Source organism: Streptomyces sp. NPDC058864 (genome assembly GCF_042742985.1).
Classification (GTDB): Bacteria; Actinomycetota; Actinomycetes; order Streptomycetales; family Streptomycetaceae; genus Actinacidiphila.
In genome coordinates, this window is record NZ_JBHYMQ010000061.1 from 1 (window position 1) to 17,521 (window position 17,521).

Consider the following 17,521-nt stretch of genomic DNA (forward strand, 5'->3'; position numbering starts at 1 on the left):
TACGTCACCCTCAGCCCGAGCCGGATCGGCGACATCGCCCGCGCCGCCCTCGTCCTCAACGGAACCTGGAAATGATCACCGCTGAGAAAACGTCAGTGCCCTGACGGGGTACGAAGTTGTTCCTCGCGCGCGCTTACCGGCTCTCCCTGGATCCCAGGCCGAGGGGTGGATCGGCCTGCGGAGGTGGATCGACGGCTGGAACAAAATCCCCAGATCCTTCGTCTTGACCAAGGCCGCCGACGAAATCCTCAAGTCCCTCGCCGAATACCTCGGCAAATTCGCGCTTCCGCCTGCCAAACCAGGTAGAGAGTCACGGGCCGAGATCGTTGCTGCCGCATTCAGCCCGCAGCGCTGAGATGTCCGCCGGCCATCAGCCGGGCCCGCAGTTTCCTACGGGCGTCGAACATCGTCTTGTAAAGCGCGTTGCGGTTCGTCTTCAGCTCACTGGCCAGCGTTTCCAGGGGAACCCCGTTGATGACGGCGGTGAAGACACGCCGCTGGCGGGCGGTCAGTGCTGTCTCGACCGCGTCCCGCGTGGCTTCGACCAGCTCTCTCGCCTGACAGTGGCCTGCTGGGTCGATACCGGAGCGGTCGGACACTTGCGCCAATTCGTCAAAGTCCAGCCGGGTGCTTGAAACACGCCAGAAGTGGCGGCCCAGCACGTTGGAAACTTCGAGTACGACGAATCGGAATGCCCATGTGGTGAACCTGGCTTCGCCTCGAAATTGCTGAATTTTTTTCGTAATTCTCATCAGTGCGTCGGCTGCCGCCTGGTAGGCGAGATCGTTCAGCTCGGGACCGCCAATTCGGTATCGGGGTCCCCGGCGCAACATTTCGTCCATGGCGATCCGCACCAGCAGTTCGTGAAGCCGCGTGCAGGCCTGTTCGTACTGCGGCCCGCGACCGCCCTCAAGCGCGTCCACCCATGCGGCGGATTCCGGGTCGAGTTGCCCTCGGCTCGTGGCGAGTCCTGCTGCCGGGGTGCTGCCGCTCGTTCCGGCTTGTGCGTCCGGAGCAGGGTGGCACGATTTTTCAATGCCTGCACAGTGCATGGTCCTCAGTCCCCAGGTCCTCTTGTGCGGACAAGCCAATCACGTGACCATCTACGGGCCGTCTACGCGAAATCGCTGTTTTCTCTCTCGCCACGCCCGTATCCCAAGAACTTAAGGACGGGTTACGGTGCATTTCGACGAGCGGCTCGCGCGCAGCGTGGGACGCGTTTTCCCGTACTGTCGCGACTGGCTACAACCGTGGAGGCCTTCGACCCTCCGGGCCGGTTGCGGGCGGTCACGCTGCGCGCAGCGGGCGTGTGCGGCAATAGGCGGCAGCCGAGTTGCCGGCGCTGCCTGGAGATGCATGACATCACGGCGCCCACATTGTCCCCATCGCTTCCGCGATCTCGCGGTGAAAGTGACCCTCGGAAATGGTGTGGGCGATGCGCCGCTCACGCAGCCAGGTGCGGATGGCCGGCCTTCTACAGCTCTGTTGCCGGTGACGTGCGAGGGCAGGATCCGGGGCCGACCTGGTCCGATCCGGGGCACGCGGATGGCGTGCATGACGGCGGTGGCCTGGGGGCAGTCGTTGGCGTTGCCGCCGGTGATCGTGAAGCCGAGGGGTCGGCCCAGGCCGTCGCACGCCAGGTGGATTTTGCTGGTCAGGCTGCCCCTCGGGCGTCCGAGTCCCGGGCTGCGGAGCCCACTTTTCGGGTCCCGGCGGCCTGCTGGTGGGCCTCGACCGACGCCATCCAGTCGACGGCACCGGCGACATCCGCCGTCGCCTGGAGGGCTCTCAGCATCCGATCGAAGGTGCCGTCGGCCGCCCACCGACGGAACCGCGTGTGCAAGGGGGCCCAGGACCGGTATCGCTCGGGCGCATCCCGACAGGCGGACCCGGTCCGGAACGTCCACACGATCCCGTTCAGGATCATCCGGTCGTCCCGCCGCTTCCGCCTCGACTCAGCGTGGGGCAGCAGCGGCCGCACGAACTCCCGCTCGGCATCGGACCGTTCATGGCTACGCATGACCCAACCATGATCTACCAGGCACTATCGTTCGACGGCACGTTCCAGCTGGACCAGCAGTCACTCAGGAGCCCCTGGGGAGTCGGGCACCACGTGGACGGCCGCCTCCTCGGCGGAGGCGGCACCGTTGTCGATGCCCACGTCCCGCGCCCAGTAGTCGTCGCCGTCGTATCCCGCAGTGAGGACGTCCGTGTCCCAGCCGAGGAGACGTCCCGCGCGCTCGTCGCCGACCTGGTCGTCGATGAGCTCTCCGTCCGTGCCGATCGTGTCGCCCAGCCCGTCACCCTCTTCCGCTTCGCCGGCTTCCGGAAGCTCGCGCCCAAGTCGATGCGCGAGGTCCTCGTGGGAGGCGCCCTCCCGCGCGGTGACGCCCCAGTCGTAGACGGCGAGGGGCCTGTCGGCGGGTGAATAGCCCCGGTCCAGGACGTCCTCGCCCAGCTCGTCCTCGTCGTACTCCTCCTGCGAGCGCAGGGGGTTGGAGGCGGCAAGGTCTTCGTAGGGCGAGGGGTTGTCTGGTGAAGTCATTACGGCCTCCATGCAGTCGGAGCCCCGTGACGGCTCGGTGTCGGCGCCTCGGTGTCGGCGCGGCGGGAGAAGACCATTCAAGCGGCCCGGTATCGACGCGACGTCTATCCGGCATGGTCACCCCGGGCAGCAAGCCGGCGGCCCTTCCGATGCGGGTGCCTGCTCGACCTGCCGAGGGGGCGCGTCCTCGGGAGCCAGGGCCAGGGCCAGGGCGCGGCGTGTGGCCCTCAGCCAGGGTGCACGAGGAAAGGCGGCGAGGTCGGGGCTGCCTGGGATCAGGGCGCGGCAAGGGGCGCCGGATCGATCGGCGGTCGCACGCGAAGTTCGGCCACGTGATCATCCTGTTGGCCGCGGTGTTGCGGGTACGGCCGAGGTCGGTGGCGAGGTGGCGGAGGGAAGGCACTGTGTCCCGGGGCGAGGTGGCCGGTACGACATCTTCGCCCCGGGCGCGGCGCGGATGCGGTGCCGCATCGCCGCCCGCGCGGGATGCACGCCGCGCCCCCCGGGGGCGGACAAATGAGTCCGGCCCCCGGGGCCCCGTCCCCCGTCAGCCGGGCAGGATGTTGTGGTTCACCCGGAACATGTTGGTCGGGTCGTATGCCTTCTTCGCGGCGGTCAGACGCCGGTAGCGCTCCGCGCCGTAGACCTCGCTCAACCGCTCGGGGTCGGTGGCCTCCTCGACGGAGAGGAAGTTCACCACTCTGCGACCGTCCGACCAAGGCTCCATCGCCTTCATGACCTCGTCGAGTGCGCTGCCGAGGAACCCGGCCTGGTCCGGAGAGCCCACGCCGAAGCCGAAGAGGACGAACGGAAGCCCTCGGCTGGAGACGGCATTGGGCACCGCGGGCTCACGGTCGAGCGCACCGCCGAGCATGCGGATCTCGACGCTCACCAACGGGGAGCCCGATCCAGGGCCGAGCAGTTCGACCAGCGTGTCGGCCGCCTCGGCGGGAAACTCGCGCAGCATCGTGGTGCGGTCGTAGTAGGGCATCGGCGTCGGTGGGTCCATGTGGATGGCTCCCATGGCGGTGTAGGGCATCTCACCCACCGTGTCGACGAGCACCGGGGCGGCCGCGCGCAGGGGCGCGATCAGCCGGTCGCCCTCGGCCACCGGACCGAGGTAGGCGATGCGCACGTGCACCACGAACGCTCCTCGCAGCGGCTCAGGCAACTCAGGCAACGGAGGGAGCCGTTGCACGGCCACCGAGGAGGACATCTCCTCCGGCATGTCCGACTGCCAGGTACGCCAGGCGTGCAGCACCTCGGCAAGATGTTCGCCGGAGAAGTAGATACCCCCGCCGTAAAAGCGGGTCAGCGAGAACAGGTCGAACTCCAGCGCGGTGACAACGCCGAAATTGCCCTTCCCACCCAGCAGGGCCCAGAACAGTTCGGGATCGCTGCCTACCGTGACATGCCGCAACTCGCCGTCAGCGGTGACCACTTCCAATGATCGGACATGGTCCGCCGCGTATCCCCGGCTCCGGCCGAGGACCGGACTGAGTCCACCCCCGAGGGTGTAACCGGCCACACCCACCAGCGGAGCCGAGCCGCTCACCGGCGCCAGGCCCACCTCGGCGGCCCGGTCGATCACCTCCTGCCAGATCACACCGGCCTCGACCCGTGCACATCTGCGGCCGGCATCGACAGCGACGCCCTTCATACGCCGGGTACTGATCAGAACACCACCCCGGGCAGGGTCGACCTGCTGGTGCCCCGTGGTCTTCACCGTCACAGGCCGGCCCTCACGGGCCGCGAAACGCACCGCCGCCCGTACGTCGGCCGCGTTGACGGCACCGACCGCAAGCGCCGGTTCAAGGGAGACGTTCAGGTTGTAGATCCGGCACTCGGCCTCGTACCCCTCCTCGCCGGGCAGCAGAACCGGACCGCCCACCAGCGACGCGAGTTCGGCCGCCTCAACGGGCGACACAGGTCTGAACGGATCGTCAAAGGTCATGAGTTCCTCGTAAATTGTGCCGCAGGATCGACGGACGGTCGCCCGTGAGTCCCGCGCGTGCGAGTCGGCGCTGCATTGGTGCCGGCAGGGCCGTATACCTGACGTGCAGGCGATAAGCGGATGCATTACATCTATAATCTAAGAATCCCCCCCTGGGGTGCCCCGAGGGCCGGCCGGCACCCGGACCGTCTTGCAATCCCGGGACGGGGCAGTAGGGCAGCGGGCCAGTACTCGTCGCGACCGTCACATCACCGGCGCGGCCTTCGGACAGGGCCACATCTGGTTGCCGCCCTCCACGGACGCCGCCTCAGCCTCCGCTGTCGCCGAAGCGCTCGGTACGTACTCGCTCCGGTGCATGTCCCAGGAGCACCAGGTAGGCAGCCGTCCTCTCGACGAACCCCGTGGGCCCGCAGACGTAACAGGTCGGCTCGAAATCGGGGGGCCAGCCGCCGCGCACCAAGTCCTCGGGGGCGATGCGCCCCGGCGGGCGCGGTGAGTCTTCCGGGGCTTCTCTGCTGTAGAGGTACGTCGTATCCAGCCCCGGCGCCCCCTGGCGGAGCTCCGAGCGGTACAGCAGGTCCGACGGGGTCCGCGCTGCGTACAGCAACCGGAATGGGGCCCGACTGCCGGCCGCCTCCCGTGCGCGGATCATGCACATGAGAGGCACGAGTCCTGATCCGCCCGCTACCAGCAGGATTGGCTCCGTCTGCTGCTGCCTCCAGATGAACCAGCCGCCGACGGGCCCGCGCAGCTCCAGCCGGTCGCCGGGCACGAGCTCGTCCACGAGGTAGGGCGACACTTCCCCGCCTGGCGTGCGCTGGACTGTCAGCTCGAGGTTCCGGCCGTTGGGGGCCGAGGCGATCGAGTAACTGCGCTGGGTGCTGTAGCCGTCTTCCGCGGTCAGCCTGACGTCCACATGCTGGCCGGCCAGGTGCCCGGGCCAGCCCGGCACATCCAGTGCCAGGGTGACGGCCGTCGACGACTCCACGCGCCGCCCCGTCACCTCGGCGGTCCGCCAACGGAGTCGGTCGCCTAGTCTCCCTGGTACCGCTGTTCTCTCCATGGGTCTCCGTAGTTGTGGTAGCCGGCGCTTTCCCAGAAGCCGGGCACGTCGCTCTGCCGCAGCTGAATCTCGCGGACCCACTTCGCGGACTTCCACAGGTACAGGTGCGGGACCAGCAGCCGCGCGGGGCCACCGTGTTCGGGGGTCAAGTCCCTGCCTCCGTAGCCGTGGACGATCCATGCCTTGCCGTCGACCAGGTCGGCGAGGGGGATGTTCGTGGTGTAGCCGCCGTACGAGGTGACGAGGACGTGCTCTGCCGCCGTCTCCACGTCCGCGAGCAGCACGTCCAGCGACACGCCCTGCCACTGGGTGCCGAACTTCGACCACTTCGTCACGCAGTGCAGGTCGACGGTGGGAGACTCCGCCGGCAATGCCATCAGGCCCGCCCAGTCCCACACGTGCTGCTTCCCGGCCTCCGTGGTCACGGACAGCTTCCAGTCCTCTTGCCGGATGCGGGGAGTGGGCCCGGCAGACAGCACCGGAAAGCCAGTCGTCTCGTACTGCCCGGGCGGCAGCTTCGTACCGGCCGGCGGCCTTCGCCCATGGAAGCCACGCGATATCAACGCCATGCTCGTCACCGTCCCTGTCTCGTCCAGTGGGCCCCTACGGGTCCCATCGGAGGTAAGCGCCCGGCGGAGGCGACTTCTTACCTGTACCGGCGCGGCGGAAGATGGCCATTCGAGCGGCGGTCTCGTGGGTCACGCCCCGCCCGGGCAGGTGTCAGGTGGCCGCCGCGGGCGGGGCGTGAGAGATACATCTAGTAGCGGCCTGCCATAACTCCGCCGTCGACGTTGAGGATGGCGCCTGTGATCCAACTCGAGGCCGACGAAAGGAGGAAGACGATCGCGGAGGCCACGTCCTGCGGGGTTCCGACCCGGCCAAGCGGGTGCAGGCCGCTCAGCTGGTCCATCGCATCGTCCAACTGGCCCGCGGGAAAGACCTTCTCGAACAGGGGCGTCCTGGTGACAGCAGGAGCCACGGCGTTCACGCGGATGCCCTCGCTGGCGAGCTCGATGGCCAGGTTGTGCGTAAGGGCGTGCAGGCCTGCCTTGGCCATCGAATAGGCCGATGACGGTGTCACGGCGAGGGCCTGGTGCGCCCACATGCTCCCCACGTTCACGATGGCGCCGCCCTGACCGCCGGCGACCATGGCCCGGACGACGGTCTGAGTCAGGAAGAACGTCGCCCTGTTGAGGTCGTGGTAAGAGTCGTAATGCGCGACCTCGTAGTCGAGGAAGAGCTTGGGCAGGAAGAACCCTGCCGAGTTGACGAGGAGGGTGGCGTCGGGGTGGTCCTCCGCCAACTGCTTCTGCGCCTCGACGACCTGGTCCCAGTCCGCCAGGTCGGCCTCGATCGACCATGCGCTGCCGGAGCGCGAAAGGCTTGCGACGGCGTCCTCGAGCTTCCGACCCGGGCGGCCGACGATCACCGCGCTGCCGCCGGCCGCCATCACGTCCTCGGCGGCCTTGAGGCCCATGCCGCTGGCGCCACCGATCACGACGATCTTCTTACCTTCGAAGTCCGTGGCCATACGAATCACTCTCCACTGAGCGGCGAACACCACTTGCCTGTGTGCTTGCCTGTGTGAGTTCGAGCCTTCCACGACAGGATCTACAGCAGCTCTACAAGGCATCTACGGCGCCAATCGCGGCGGCCCGCGGTCCGGCGAACGGGAGCTGCGTGGATTCGTCCTGCCTGCCGCCGCCTCTGGTCTTCTGCGTACTGCCGCGCGGAAACTGCGCAAAGCCGCTGTACGGTCTGCTGCAACCAAGGCGGCGCCCGCTCTGGGCCCCGGCCGCTACCGCACGTACGGATGCACGCAGGGATGCACACCGCCCGACAGCGCATACCCCCACTTCGGAAACTGCTCGGTCCCGGCTACCGGCCGTGGCGTCGTCTCCGCAGGTGCCTGTGACAGCAATCTGGATGCCGGCCCCTGATCGCCCTGTGAACGGGCCGCCCTGCCCCGGTCGCATAACCCTCGCCCTGCCTGCTCCGCTGCGTACGCGGCCACAAGCCGGTTCCAGGTGTACCGGCCCGGGCCGATCTCCGAGACGAGGTGTGCTCGCGTGAGGCGCGACAAGACCTGGCGGACCCGGCCCTCGGGCCGTCCGGCCAGGTCCGCGACCTGCGATGCCGCGAACATAGGGTCCGGACAGGCGCTCAGGTCGCGAAAGAGCGCGGCTGTCTCCGTGTCGAGCAGGCGGTACGAGCGGGTGATGGACGCGCGGACATCGAGCGCCTGGTCCTCCTCGCTCGCGAAGGGGTCCAGGGTGCTGTGCTCCGGCGCCTCGTACTCGTCGGCCAGGCTCGCCAGACGCAGCTGCGGCCGATACGCCGCGCGGGCGGCGACGTTGGCCAGGGCCAAGGGGAGCTGCCCGGCCAGCCGGATGATCCGGTCGACGGCCTCCGGTTCGGCCGCTGTCCTCGCTGCGCCGAGTCGTTGCGCGAGGAGGGTGCGTGCGTCGCCCAGGCTCAGGGGCATGAGTGTCAGGGGCAGCGCCTGGTGGGCAGCGACGAGCGCATGCAGCTGCATGCGGCTGGTGACAAGGGCCATGGAGCCGGGGCTTCCGGGCAGGAGATGCTTCAGCTGGTCCGTGTTCCAGGCGTTGTCGAGCACGACGAGCACTCGCCGGTTGGCCAGCAGGCCGCGGAACATGTGCCCTCGTGCCTGCGCGGTCTCGGGCATGTCCTCGAGGCGGACCCCCAGGGACTGCAGGAAGCCCTCCAGCACGTGCGCGGGGTCCCGCGGCTCCGCCTCCGGTCCGGCTCCCTGCAGGTCCGCGAAGAGCTGGCCGTCGGGGAAGCGGTCGGCCAGACGGTGGGCGACGGTGATGGCGAAAGCCGTCTTGCCCACGCCGGCCAGTCCGCCGACCGCGCAGACGGCCACAGAGGACGACGCCCCCGCATCGGCGAACAAGCGTTCGACCTGCCCCTGCTCACTCTCGCGACCGACGAGGCTCGGCAGGGCGGCCGGGAGCTGAGCCGGGACGCAAGGCCGAGGCGTCCGTGTCGCGCCCTTCGGGCGCTCGGCGCTGGGTGGCAGCTGGAATCGGCCGGAGAGGATGCGCTCGTGGATGTCCTGCAGTTCCGGCGACGGGCTGACGCCGAGGCGCTGACGCAGCAGGTGGCTGGTCGCGTGGTAGATCGTCAAGGCCTCGGACTGCCGCCCAGCGCCGTAGAGCGCGGTCATGAGGAGGCCGCATATGCGCTCTCGAAGCGGGTGCTCCACATGGAGGGCAGACAGTTCTGTGACGGCCTCGGTGTAGCGCCCGCTCTCCACGTCGCAGGCGAGCTGCTCCTCCGAACAGGCCAGGCGCAGCTCGCCGAGGACGCTGCGCTGCTGGTCCGCGAACGGTCCGGGGACCCCCGCGAGGGGCACTCCTTTCCACATCTCGAGGCCCTCCGTCAGCAGACTCGCCGCGGACGCCAGCTCGCCGGCGCCGCGGGCCTCCCTCGCCCTCGCCATCGTCGCCTTGAACCTGTTCAGGTCCAGAGCGTCCGGTCGGATGCGCAGCAGGTAGCCCCCGTCGACCCGACCCACGGAGCTGTCGGCGTGCTCCCCCAGTGCCTGCCTGAGCCGGTAGACGTACGTGCGCACAGAGCCCACGGCCGACGGTGGGGCGTCGTCGCCCCACACGTCCTCCACCAGTCTTGAGAGGCTTACAGGCCTGCCCGCCCGGAACAACAGCGAAGCGAGCACGGCGCACTGCCTCGGCTGGCCGGCTCCGGCCTCGACCCCCTCTTTGTGCAGCCGGACTGGGCCGAGCACTGAGAACTCGACGCCTGCGTGCATGGTGAATACCGCCCTGGAGATCCTTGTGAGACTTCACCGCTCGGCCGTCCGCAGGGGACCGCCGCCCTCAAACATACCGCAGGTCCGACCGATTTTCGGGACCAAATCGTCCATTCTTGGAGTGAGGGCGCACGCCTCCCCTGCAGGTGGAAGCCACTTTGGCGCATCGCAGCGGACTCGGACAGGTGGACGAAAGCGTCTTCCCGCCTCTCACACCCCCGGGCGCCTCCACCCGTCCGGAAGCAGTAATGTCCGGTCGACACGGAGACCGCGACGAAACCGCCCGCGGGGACGGCACCAGGACTTCTCGACGTTGCCTCGCCCGACTCAGCGCCCCCCGGCAGCACCCTCGGCCGGATTGACCTCCACAGCGGGCACGGCGCAGGCCTCGATATGGCCGATCGCCATGTCGCGACGCCCTTGACGTACATCACGTCGGCGGCGGCCCTCGAAATGCGCTCCCGAACGGGAACATATGGACCGTACAGTCCTTTTTGCCGTTTCCGCCCTCGGGAACCTGCGCGGAGACGCCCGTGCGGCACGGTGGCGTACTCCTGGGTCCGCTCAATCAGGCGAGGACCAGGACGCACGCCGGAGCAGGCTCTCGCCACGCCGCTGGGGCTCAGTACCGGGGCCGGGACGGCCGGCACATCCGTCCTGTCGGTCAGAGATGTCGCTGGAAGTCGAGTTCGCTGGCCAGCAGTGCCGCGCCGGCGACTCCGGCGCGCGGGCCGAGTTCCGACAGCACGATCTGCAGGTTCCCCGTGGCGAGCGGCAGCGAGCCCTTGTACACGACGCTGCGGATCTCGGCGAGCAGCAGATGGCCGAGGCCGGAGACGCCGCCGCCGATCACGATCATCGACGGGTTGATGAAGCTGACCAGCGTGGCAAGGACTTGCCCCACCCGGTGGCCGCCGTCCCGGATCAGGTTGACGCACGTGACGTCCCCACCGGCCGCGCACTCCGCCACGTCCACGGCGGTGAGGACGCCCTCCGCGGCGAGGCGTTCGGCCAGCGCCGGCGACTGCCCCGAACGGGCGGCCTCGGTGGCGTCCCGGGCCAGGGCCACACCGCCGAAGAGGGCCTCCAGGCAGCCGGTTCTGCCGCACGAGCAGGCCGGACCCTCGGCCTCGACCTGAATGTGGCCGATGTCGCCTGCCGATCCCTCCGACCCACGGTAGATCTGGCCATTGACCTGGACACCGCAGCCTATTCCGCTGCCGATCTTGACGAACAGCAGGTTGTCGACGGTCTTGGCGACCCCCGCGTACCGCTCGCCGAGGGCCATCACGTTCACGTCGTTGTCCACCACGACCGGGCAGCCGTGCGCACGGGTGAGGGTGTCCCGGACGGGGAAGCGGTCCCAGCCCGGCATGATCGGCGGGGAGACCGAGACCCCCTCCTTGAAGCTGACCGGCCCCGGCAGGCCGATGCCTATGGAGTTGAACTGCGCGCACCCGGCCTGGTCCGCCATGTCGTTCAGGAGTTCGTTGACCCTGTCCAGGACCGCGCGCGGACCTTTGCGGATATCGGCCGGCTCGGCATAGGAGGCGATCGGTTCCAGTCCTCCGTCGGTGATCTCGATGTCGATCGAGCTGGCCCCGAGGTCCACCGCCGCGAACCGGATTCCGGGATCGAGTTGGACGAGGGTGGAAGGGCGTCCGCCTCGAGAGGTGGCCGGCCCCGCCTCGAGCACCTTTCCGGCGGCGATCAAGCGGTCGAGTTCGGCCAGCAGCCTCGGCCTCGCCACTTCCAGCTGGTCGGACAGCTGCGCGCGTGACAGCGGCCCGAGGTCGCGCAACAGGCTCAGCGCGCGGTACTGGATGGTCACAGGCTCACTTCCCCGTTATCAGCCGCATGTGTGACAAAACGTTAGGGGCGTTACGTCATAAGCGTCAATGGCTTTCGCATGAATCGCCGAAAGTTAAATCAGAAACAAAGAAAGGATCGGTGCGCCGCGACGTTACCCGACCGGAATCCCGGTCCGGGACCGCCGGCATGTGGACACACTCCCAGGGCCCGGCGGCCGCCGTCCGGCGACGGCCGCTGGTGGGCCCTGGAACCGCATGCAGGGTGCTGCCCGGCGTGACGGCCGGGCAGCACCCTTCGCATCAGCCGGCCAGGCCTCCCTTCACGGCGAGGGCATCGCGGGCGAGAGCGGTGCGCGCGGTCGCGTCGGTCACCAGTGAGGTGTCCCGGGCCAGTTGCGCGACCTGGTCCAGGACCGCGGCCGCCTGGTTGGTGCGCCCTGCGTCGGCATGCGCCCGGGCCTGGTCGAGCCGGACCGTCAGCCGCTGCCGGCCCTGCTCGGTCAGCCGGTTCTCGGCGCGCAGTTGGGTGATCAGAGTGTCCATCTCGTCGAAGGAGGTGCGGGTGGTGAAGTGCACCGTGCGAGTGGTGGTGTTGCCCGCCGCGTCACGACCTGTGACCACCAGGTCGTGGTCACCCAGTGGCAACCGCCATAGCAGCAGTGGCTGGCCCGGGGTGACGGGCGTACCGTCCAGCGTCGCGGTCGCGGTGGGCCCTCCGGAGACGGCGTCCGTGACCGAGACCGCCGGCGTCGGGCGCTGGGAGTCGCCGTAGGCGGTGTCGGCCGTCACGCCCGTGACCGTCACCGCGGGTCCGGTCCGGTCGATCCGAACGGCGATGGTGCCGATCGCGGAGATGTTGTTGGCCGTGTCCGTCGCCCGGTACCGGATGGAACTCATCCCCTCCGTGGAGAGGGTGACCGCGCTGTTCGCGCTCAGCCAGGTCGTTCCGCCGTTGAGCGAGTACTCGCGGCTCTTGACGGCTCCGTTGTCGGTGGCGTTGACGGTCAGCGACACATTGCCCGTGTACCAGCCGTTGCTGCCGGTGGGCTGCGCCGGGTTGAGGGTCGCCGTCGCCGTCGGCGGGGTCCTGTCGGCGATACCGGAGCCCTGGAAGGTGAAGGAGTCGACCTCGACGCCGCCGGAGGAGGTGACGTAGAGCTGCCCGGAGCCGGCGGGAGCGTCGCTGAGTGCCGTGTTGATCGTCTGCCAGCCGTCACCCGCCGGGACCGTGATCGTGGCGAACGGGTCGGACCTGGGTGTGCCCCAGCGCAGCGACAGGGTTCCGGCGCCGGTGGCACGGGTCTGCACCCCGGTGATCCCGGCGAAGGACACCGGGTCGTAGCCGATCCAGTCGCCGGCGTCGAAGGCGGTCAGCTTGCGCTGTCCGGACGCGGTGACGTCATCGGTGATCACGACGCCCTGGGACGAGTCGTAGTGCTCGCCCTGCATGAGAGCGGGGTTGAGGACGACCTGGGCGTCGCTGGTGGCAGGGGGTACCGAGCCGGCGCCCCGGTCGGTGTAGGTGAGACCGAGGACGCCGAAGACGTTCTCCGTGTCACCGTGGCCCGCGTCGGCCGGGGTGGTGATCGCCCCCGAGCACCCGGTCCCGCTGGTCACCGGGTGGCCGTGCTGGTTGTGGCCGAGGCCGAGGGTCCAGGCGGCCTTGGTGCAGTCGACGTTGGTGCCGTCCTCCGGATCGTCGATCCGGGTGGCGTACGGCACCACGTCGCCCCAGGTGAAGAAGCCGCCGTTGGGCGGGGAGGTGAACGCCACCGTCGGAGCGGTGTTGCCCACGGTGATCTGCTTGCTGGTCAGGCCGGTCTTGCCTTCGGGGTCGGTGACCTTGAGGCGGGCCCGGAGCTGGCCGTTGTCGGGATAGGTGCGGCTGGCCGTGGGGCCGGTGGTCTCGAAAGTGCCGTCGCCGTCGAGGTCCCACTGGTAGGTGAGGGCGGCACCTTCCGGGTCGCTGGATCCGGTGGCGCTGAAGGAGACGGTGAGCGGCGCCTGGCCCGAGGAGGGGCTGGCGCTGATCACCGCGGTGGGGGCCTTGTTGCCTTCGGCGTAGTCGATCCGGTAGAGGCCCGCGTCGGGGTTCTGGCGGAAGAAGCCGTCGCCGTAGTCGAGGACGTAGAGCGCGCCGTCGGGGCCGAACTCCAGGTCCATCGGGTTGTCCCACGGCGGGATGCCGTTCGCGGAACGCTGGCTGTTGGGGAGGACGTTCTCCAGTTTGGTCACCGGTCCGTCCGGGCCGGCCAGGGTCAGGGCGGCGACGTAGTCCTGGGAGAACTCCCCGAAGAAGGCCTTGCCGTCCCAGTAGGCGGGGAACTTGCCCGGGGCAGGGTTGTCCGCGTCGTAGTGGTAGACCGGGCCGCCCATCGGGGCCTGGCCGCCGGGGCCGCCGGGACCGCGGAAGGCCGTGAGCTCCGGCCAGGGCTGGTCGGTGTCGCGGTCGCCGTACCACAAGGTGGCCGCCCTCGACGGGGGCAGCTCGGTGAGGCCGGTGTTCCACCGGGAGTCGTTGACCGGCGCCGCGCAGTCGAAGGCGGGGCCGGGGGTGAGGGTGGCGAAGTCGAAGTCCCGGTAGGGACGGGTGTTGTCACCGGTGCAGAAAGGCCAGCCGCTGTTCATGGCCGTGGTGGTGGTGTCCCACTCGACGTAGCCCATCGGTCCGCGGTTGGGGTCGGCGTTTCCGGCGTCGGGGCCGTAATCGCCCCACATCACCGCGCCCGTGGCCTTGTCCACCGTCATCCGGTAGGGGTTGCGCAGGCCCATCACGAAGATCTCGGGTCGGGTCTTCTCCGTGCCGACGGGGAACAGGTTGCCCGGCGGGATGGTGTAGCTCCCGTCGTCCTGGACGTGGATGCGCAGGATCTTGCCGCGCAGGTCGTTGGTGTTGCCGGAGCCGCGGCGCTCGTCGAGGCCGGGGTTGTAGGTGGCCGCGTCGTTGATCGGGGTGTAGCCGTTGACATTGGGCCCGGACGCGGGCGTGTTGCCGCCGGTGGACAGGTAGAGGTTGCCCTGCGCGTCGAAGTCGACGTCGCCGGCGACGTGGCAGCACTGACCGCGGTTGGTGGTGACGCGAATGATCTCCTGCGCGGTGGACAGGTCGAGCTTGTCCCCCGTCCACTTGAAGCGGGTGAGGACGTCGTAGCCCTCCCACTGCTTCCAGTACGCGTCGGTCTGCCCGGCCGGCAGCCGCTCGGGGGCCGCACCGGCGGGAGTGCTCAGCGGCGGCGAGTAGTAGAGGTAGACCCAGTGGTTGGTCGCGAAGTCCGGGTCGAGGGTGACGGTCTGCAGACCCATTTCCGAGTTCTGGTAGACGTCGAGGTGGTTCACGACCTTGGTGATCCCGGTGCCCGGGTCGGTCATCCGCAGATCGCCGTTGCGGGCGGTGTGCAGGACGCGCAGATCGGGCAGCACGGCGAGGTCGATCGGCTCGCCGGTGTCCTTGCTGAGCGTGGCCTTCTCGTAGTTCGACCAGTCCACGGCGGGGTCGGCGGCGGCCGTGCCCGCCTGCGCCGCAAGTGCGTCGTCCGGTTGCGCCTGCGCAGCCGGTGCCAGGGCGAGGCCGCCCAGCATGGGCAGCGACGCCAGGAGCACCCCGGCCATGAGGCCTCTCAGGGTACGGTACACAGTGATGCGTCTCCTTGGTCTGTGCCGGTCAGGAGGTGCGCAGCCGGGCCGGCCCGCCGGTTGCGCCGTGGCAGCGGTACGCAAACGGCGGGCCGGGCCCGGTGGGGTGCCTGCGATCAGGCCAGCAGCCCCTTCAGGGCCGTGAAGCTGCGCTGCGCGGCGCCGAACGAACCCGGCGGGTTGGGCTGGGTGTTGGGTGCGGTGTCCTGCTCCCAGATGCCGACGTGGCTGCCGCGGGCCCCGATGTCCCGGATGAACTGCTGGTACGGCAGGACGCCGGCGCCGAACTCGACGATGGAGTAGCCGTCCGCACTCGAGTTGGCGGCGCCGTCCTTCATGTGGAACAGCGGGTACCGGTAGGGCTGGTTGCGCACGTAGGCCGCGGGGTCGAAGCCCGGCCAGCGGTGCTGGCCCACGTACGCCCAGTACACGTCCAGCTCCAGGTAGACGTAGCGCGGGTCGGTGTTGCGCAGGAAGACGTCGTACAGCCGGACCGAGGGCTGGTCGGTGGCGAAGGCGAACTCTCCGGCATGGTTGTGCTGGTAGAGCTTCAGACCGCGGGCCGCCGCGGCCTGCCCCCAGGCGTTGAACTCCTCCGCGGCGGCGAGGTAGCCGGAGACCGTGTTGGAGTTCGACGGTGCGTTGGCGGTGCCGACGTGCGGCATGCCCAGGATCTGCGCCGCGTCGAGCTGGGCCTGGAGGTTGTTGCGGAGGTCCCCGATGCCGACGTGGCTGCCGATCGCCTTCAGGCCGTTGTCGTCGAGCAGTTGCCGGATCTCCTGGAGCGTGATCTGCCGGCCGAGGATCGAGGTGTTCTGCGTGTAGCCCGCGAACTCTACCTCCTTGTAGCCGATGCGTGCCATCTCCTCCAGGACGACTCTGAAGCCGAGCGAGCTGACCTTGTCGCGGACGCTGTAGAGCTGCAGCGAGATCCGGTCCTTCGGGATGGACAGGATGCTGGTCGCGGCGGAGGCGGACGGCGCCGTCGCGGCGCCGACGACAGAGGCGGCGGCGACCGCCACGGTGGCGCCGGCGGTGGCCCGCAGGAAGTCTCTGCGGTCGAAGGATTTGTCCAGGTGGCCCACGGTCACTCCTTGATGGATGCGGCGAAGAAGAGTGGGGTGTGAGGTGTGTGGTGCTGACGGCGCGGAGCGCTGTCCGCCCGTGGACGGGCTGGGATCACAGACCGGTGCCCTCGGCAGCCGCTTCGGCCTTCGCCTGAGCGGTACGCGCCGCCGCCTTCGCGGCGAGGTCCTCACCGCGGTCCTGCGGGGCCGCCTTGGCCGCCCGGGCGAGCGACGCCGAGGGGGCGGTGGTGGTCGCGGCGATCCCGCCGCGCACGCGGGCCAGTTCGCCCACCTGGAGTGCGGGGCTGTTGTCCGTGGCGGAGAGCTTGCCGCGGACGATGGTGTTGTCCAAGACCACGTTCGCGTTGTTGCCGGTGACCGCGAGGTCGCCGCCGAGGTAGGTGGCCTGCGCGCAGGAACTGAGCGGGCCGTCGCCGCCGAGCTGGAGGGTGTCGGAGTTGTTCTGGTACGCCGTGTCGCCCTCGACCTCGCTGGCGCACAGGACTCCGCCGAGCGTGTTGGCCTTCACGGTGAGCGTCTTGGAGACCGTGCTGTCGTACACGTCGGTGTAGAGGTTCGCGTCGCCGGAGACGGCGCCGGAGACGGTGGTGCCGGAGATGTACAGCTCGCCCGCGGAGGATCTGATGTCTCCCTTGACCGTGGCGTCGACGCTGTACAGGAAGCCTTCGACGGCCGAGATGCCGCCGGCGGTGGTGTTCTGCACATGGACGCCGAAGGCCCCCTGCTCGGTCACCGCGCCCTTGACGGTGCTGTCGGTGATGTCCAGGTAGGCGTTGTCCCCGACGGCGACGGTGCTGCTGAAGGTGACGCCCTTCGCCACGAGGTCGGCGCCGGCCTCGATCGTCACCGTGCCCTTGACCTTCGTACCGGTCAGCGTGCACGACGCGCCGGCCGGCACCACGAGGGCGCCGCTCACGGTGACGGCTCCGCCTTCTCCCACGCAGGTGGTCGTCAGCGCCGCCTGCGCGGGCGCCGCAATCGTGACCAGCCCTCCCGAGGCCACCAACGAAGCTGCAACGAGGTAGTAACGGATCTTCATGGAGCTTCCCTTCTGCTGCGGTTGCGGCCACGGCGACATGCCGCGGCCGGGAACCCCCGCCACGGCGGGGTGCTGCGGAGTGCGGGACAACTGTTACGACGGAATGCCGCTACGTGCGGCGGGCGGGAGCTCGGCTCTCAACGGCGGTGAGGACGCGTCACATACGGCCCCGGCAAGCGGGGTGGACTGCAAGGCCGGCACTGGCGTTACGTCGACGCAACATCGCGTCGATCGGCTCGAACGCTAATCCGGGTCCCCAGTGGTGTCCAGAGCTTTGGACGGAGTCATCAAAATCTTTTTGTCGAACCGTCAAAAGATCGCCGTCATACGCGAATTGAATCCGCTGGAATGTTGGATAGCACCTTGACAGGGGTGACGCTGTGCCGCACGCTCGTGACGCTTCGCCACCCAGTCAGCGGTTCCACGCACCATCGTCATCCCTGACAGGAGCGCTCATGCCGACCGGATCGTGGATCACCGGCGCCCGTGCCTCTGCCGCCACCACGGCACCTCTCGGTCTGCACGCCTTGCGGGCCGGACCGACCGGACCCGCCGGGCACGTGACCTGGTTGCCGCTCCCCCACGCGGGCCT

12 protein-coding genes are annotated in these 17,521 nt (G+C 69.1%); all 12 read right to left on the reverse strand.

What is annotated here, in order from left to right; all coding sequences use genetic code 11:
- Nucleotides 1-338: 338 nt before the first annotated feature.
- Nucleotides 339-1,052, reverse strand: a complete 714-nt coding sequence (locus ACFW3D_RS32440) for an RNA polymerase sigma factor (protein WP_500510329.1) — start codon at nt 1,050-1,052, stop codon at nt 339-341.
- A gap of 602 nt (nt 1,053-1,654) precedes the next feature.
- On the reverse strand, nt 1,655-2,020 hold the full coding sequence (locus ACFW3D_RS32445; RefSeq protein ID WP_500510331.1) for a transposase: 366 nt from the start codon (nt 2,018-2,020) through the stop codon (nt 1,655-1,657).
- A 60-nt stretch (nt 2,021-2,080) separates the two neighbouring features.
- Complete coding sequence (locus tag ACFW3D_RS32450) at nt 2,081-2,545, reverse strand: DUF5709 domain-containing protein (protein ID WP_500510333.1); 465 nt, start codon at nt 2,543-2,545, stop codon at nt 2,081-2,083.
- A 547-nt stretch (nt 2,546-3,092) separates the two neighbouring features.
- On the reverse strand, nt 3,093-4,499 hold the full coding sequence (locus tag ACFW3D_RS32455) for an FAD-binding oxidoreductase (RefSeq protein WP_500510335.1): 1,407 nt from the start codon (nt 4,497-4,499) through the stop codon (nt 3,093-3,095).
- A 307-nt stretch (nt 4,500-4,806) separates the two neighbouring features.
- Entirely contained in the window at nt 4,807-5,562 is a 756-nt protein-coding gene (locus ACFW3D_RS32460; RefSeq protein WP_500510337.1) for a ferredoxin reductase, read from the reverse strand.
- Nucleotides 5,532-6,131, reverse strand: coding sequence for a molybdopterin-dependent oxidoreductase (locus tag ACFW3D_RS32465; protein WP_500510338.1), 600 nt, complete (start codon nt 6,129-6,131; stop codon nt 5,532-5,534). The genes ACFW3D_RS32460 and ACFW3D_RS32465 overlap by 31 nt, the downstream gene beginning before the upstream one ends.
- Nucleotides 6,132-6,319: 188 nt before the next feature.
- Complete coding sequence (locus tag ACFW3D_RS32470; protein ID WP_500510340.1) at nt 6,320-7,093, reverse strand: SDR family NAD(P)-dependent oxidoreductase; 774 nt, start codon at nt 7,091-7,093, stop codon at nt 6,320-6,322.
- A 267-nt stretch (nt 7,094-7,360) separates the two neighbouring features.
- Entirely contained in the window at nt 7,361-9,358 is a 1,998-nt protein-coding gene (locus ACFW3D_RS32475) for an AfsR/SARP family transcriptional regulator (RefSeq protein ID WP_500510342.1), read from the reverse strand.
- 664 nt (nt 9,359-10,022) lie between these two features.
- A complete protein-coding gene (locus ACFW3D_RS32480) occupies nt 10,023-11,189 on the reverse strand; it encodes an ROK family protein (RefSeq protein ID WP_500510345.1) in 1,167 nt (388 codons plus the stop codon).
- Between the two features lie 280 nt (nt 11,190-11,469).
- Entirely contained in the window at nt 11,470-14,778 is a 3,309-nt protein-coding gene (locus ACFW3D_RS32485; protein WP_500510347.1) for a PQQ-dependent sugar dehydrogenase, read from the reverse strand.
- Between the two features lie 140 nt (nt 14,779-14,918).
- Nucleotides 14,919-15,887, reverse strand: a complete 969-nt coding sequence (locus ACFW3D_RS32490) for a sugar phosphate isomerase/epimerase family protein (protein WP_500510349.1) — start codon at nt 15,885-15,887, stop codon at nt 14,919-14,921.
- Between the two features lie 94 nt (nt 15,888-15,981).
- The gene (locus ACFW3D_RS32495) at nt 15,982-16,929 is read right to left on the reverse strand and encodes a hypothetical protein (RefSeq protein WP_500510351.1); all 948 of its coding nucleotides are present in this window, start codon (nt 16,927-16,929) and stop codon (nt 15,982-15,984) included.
- Nucleotides 16,930-17,521: the final 592 nt, after the last annotated feature.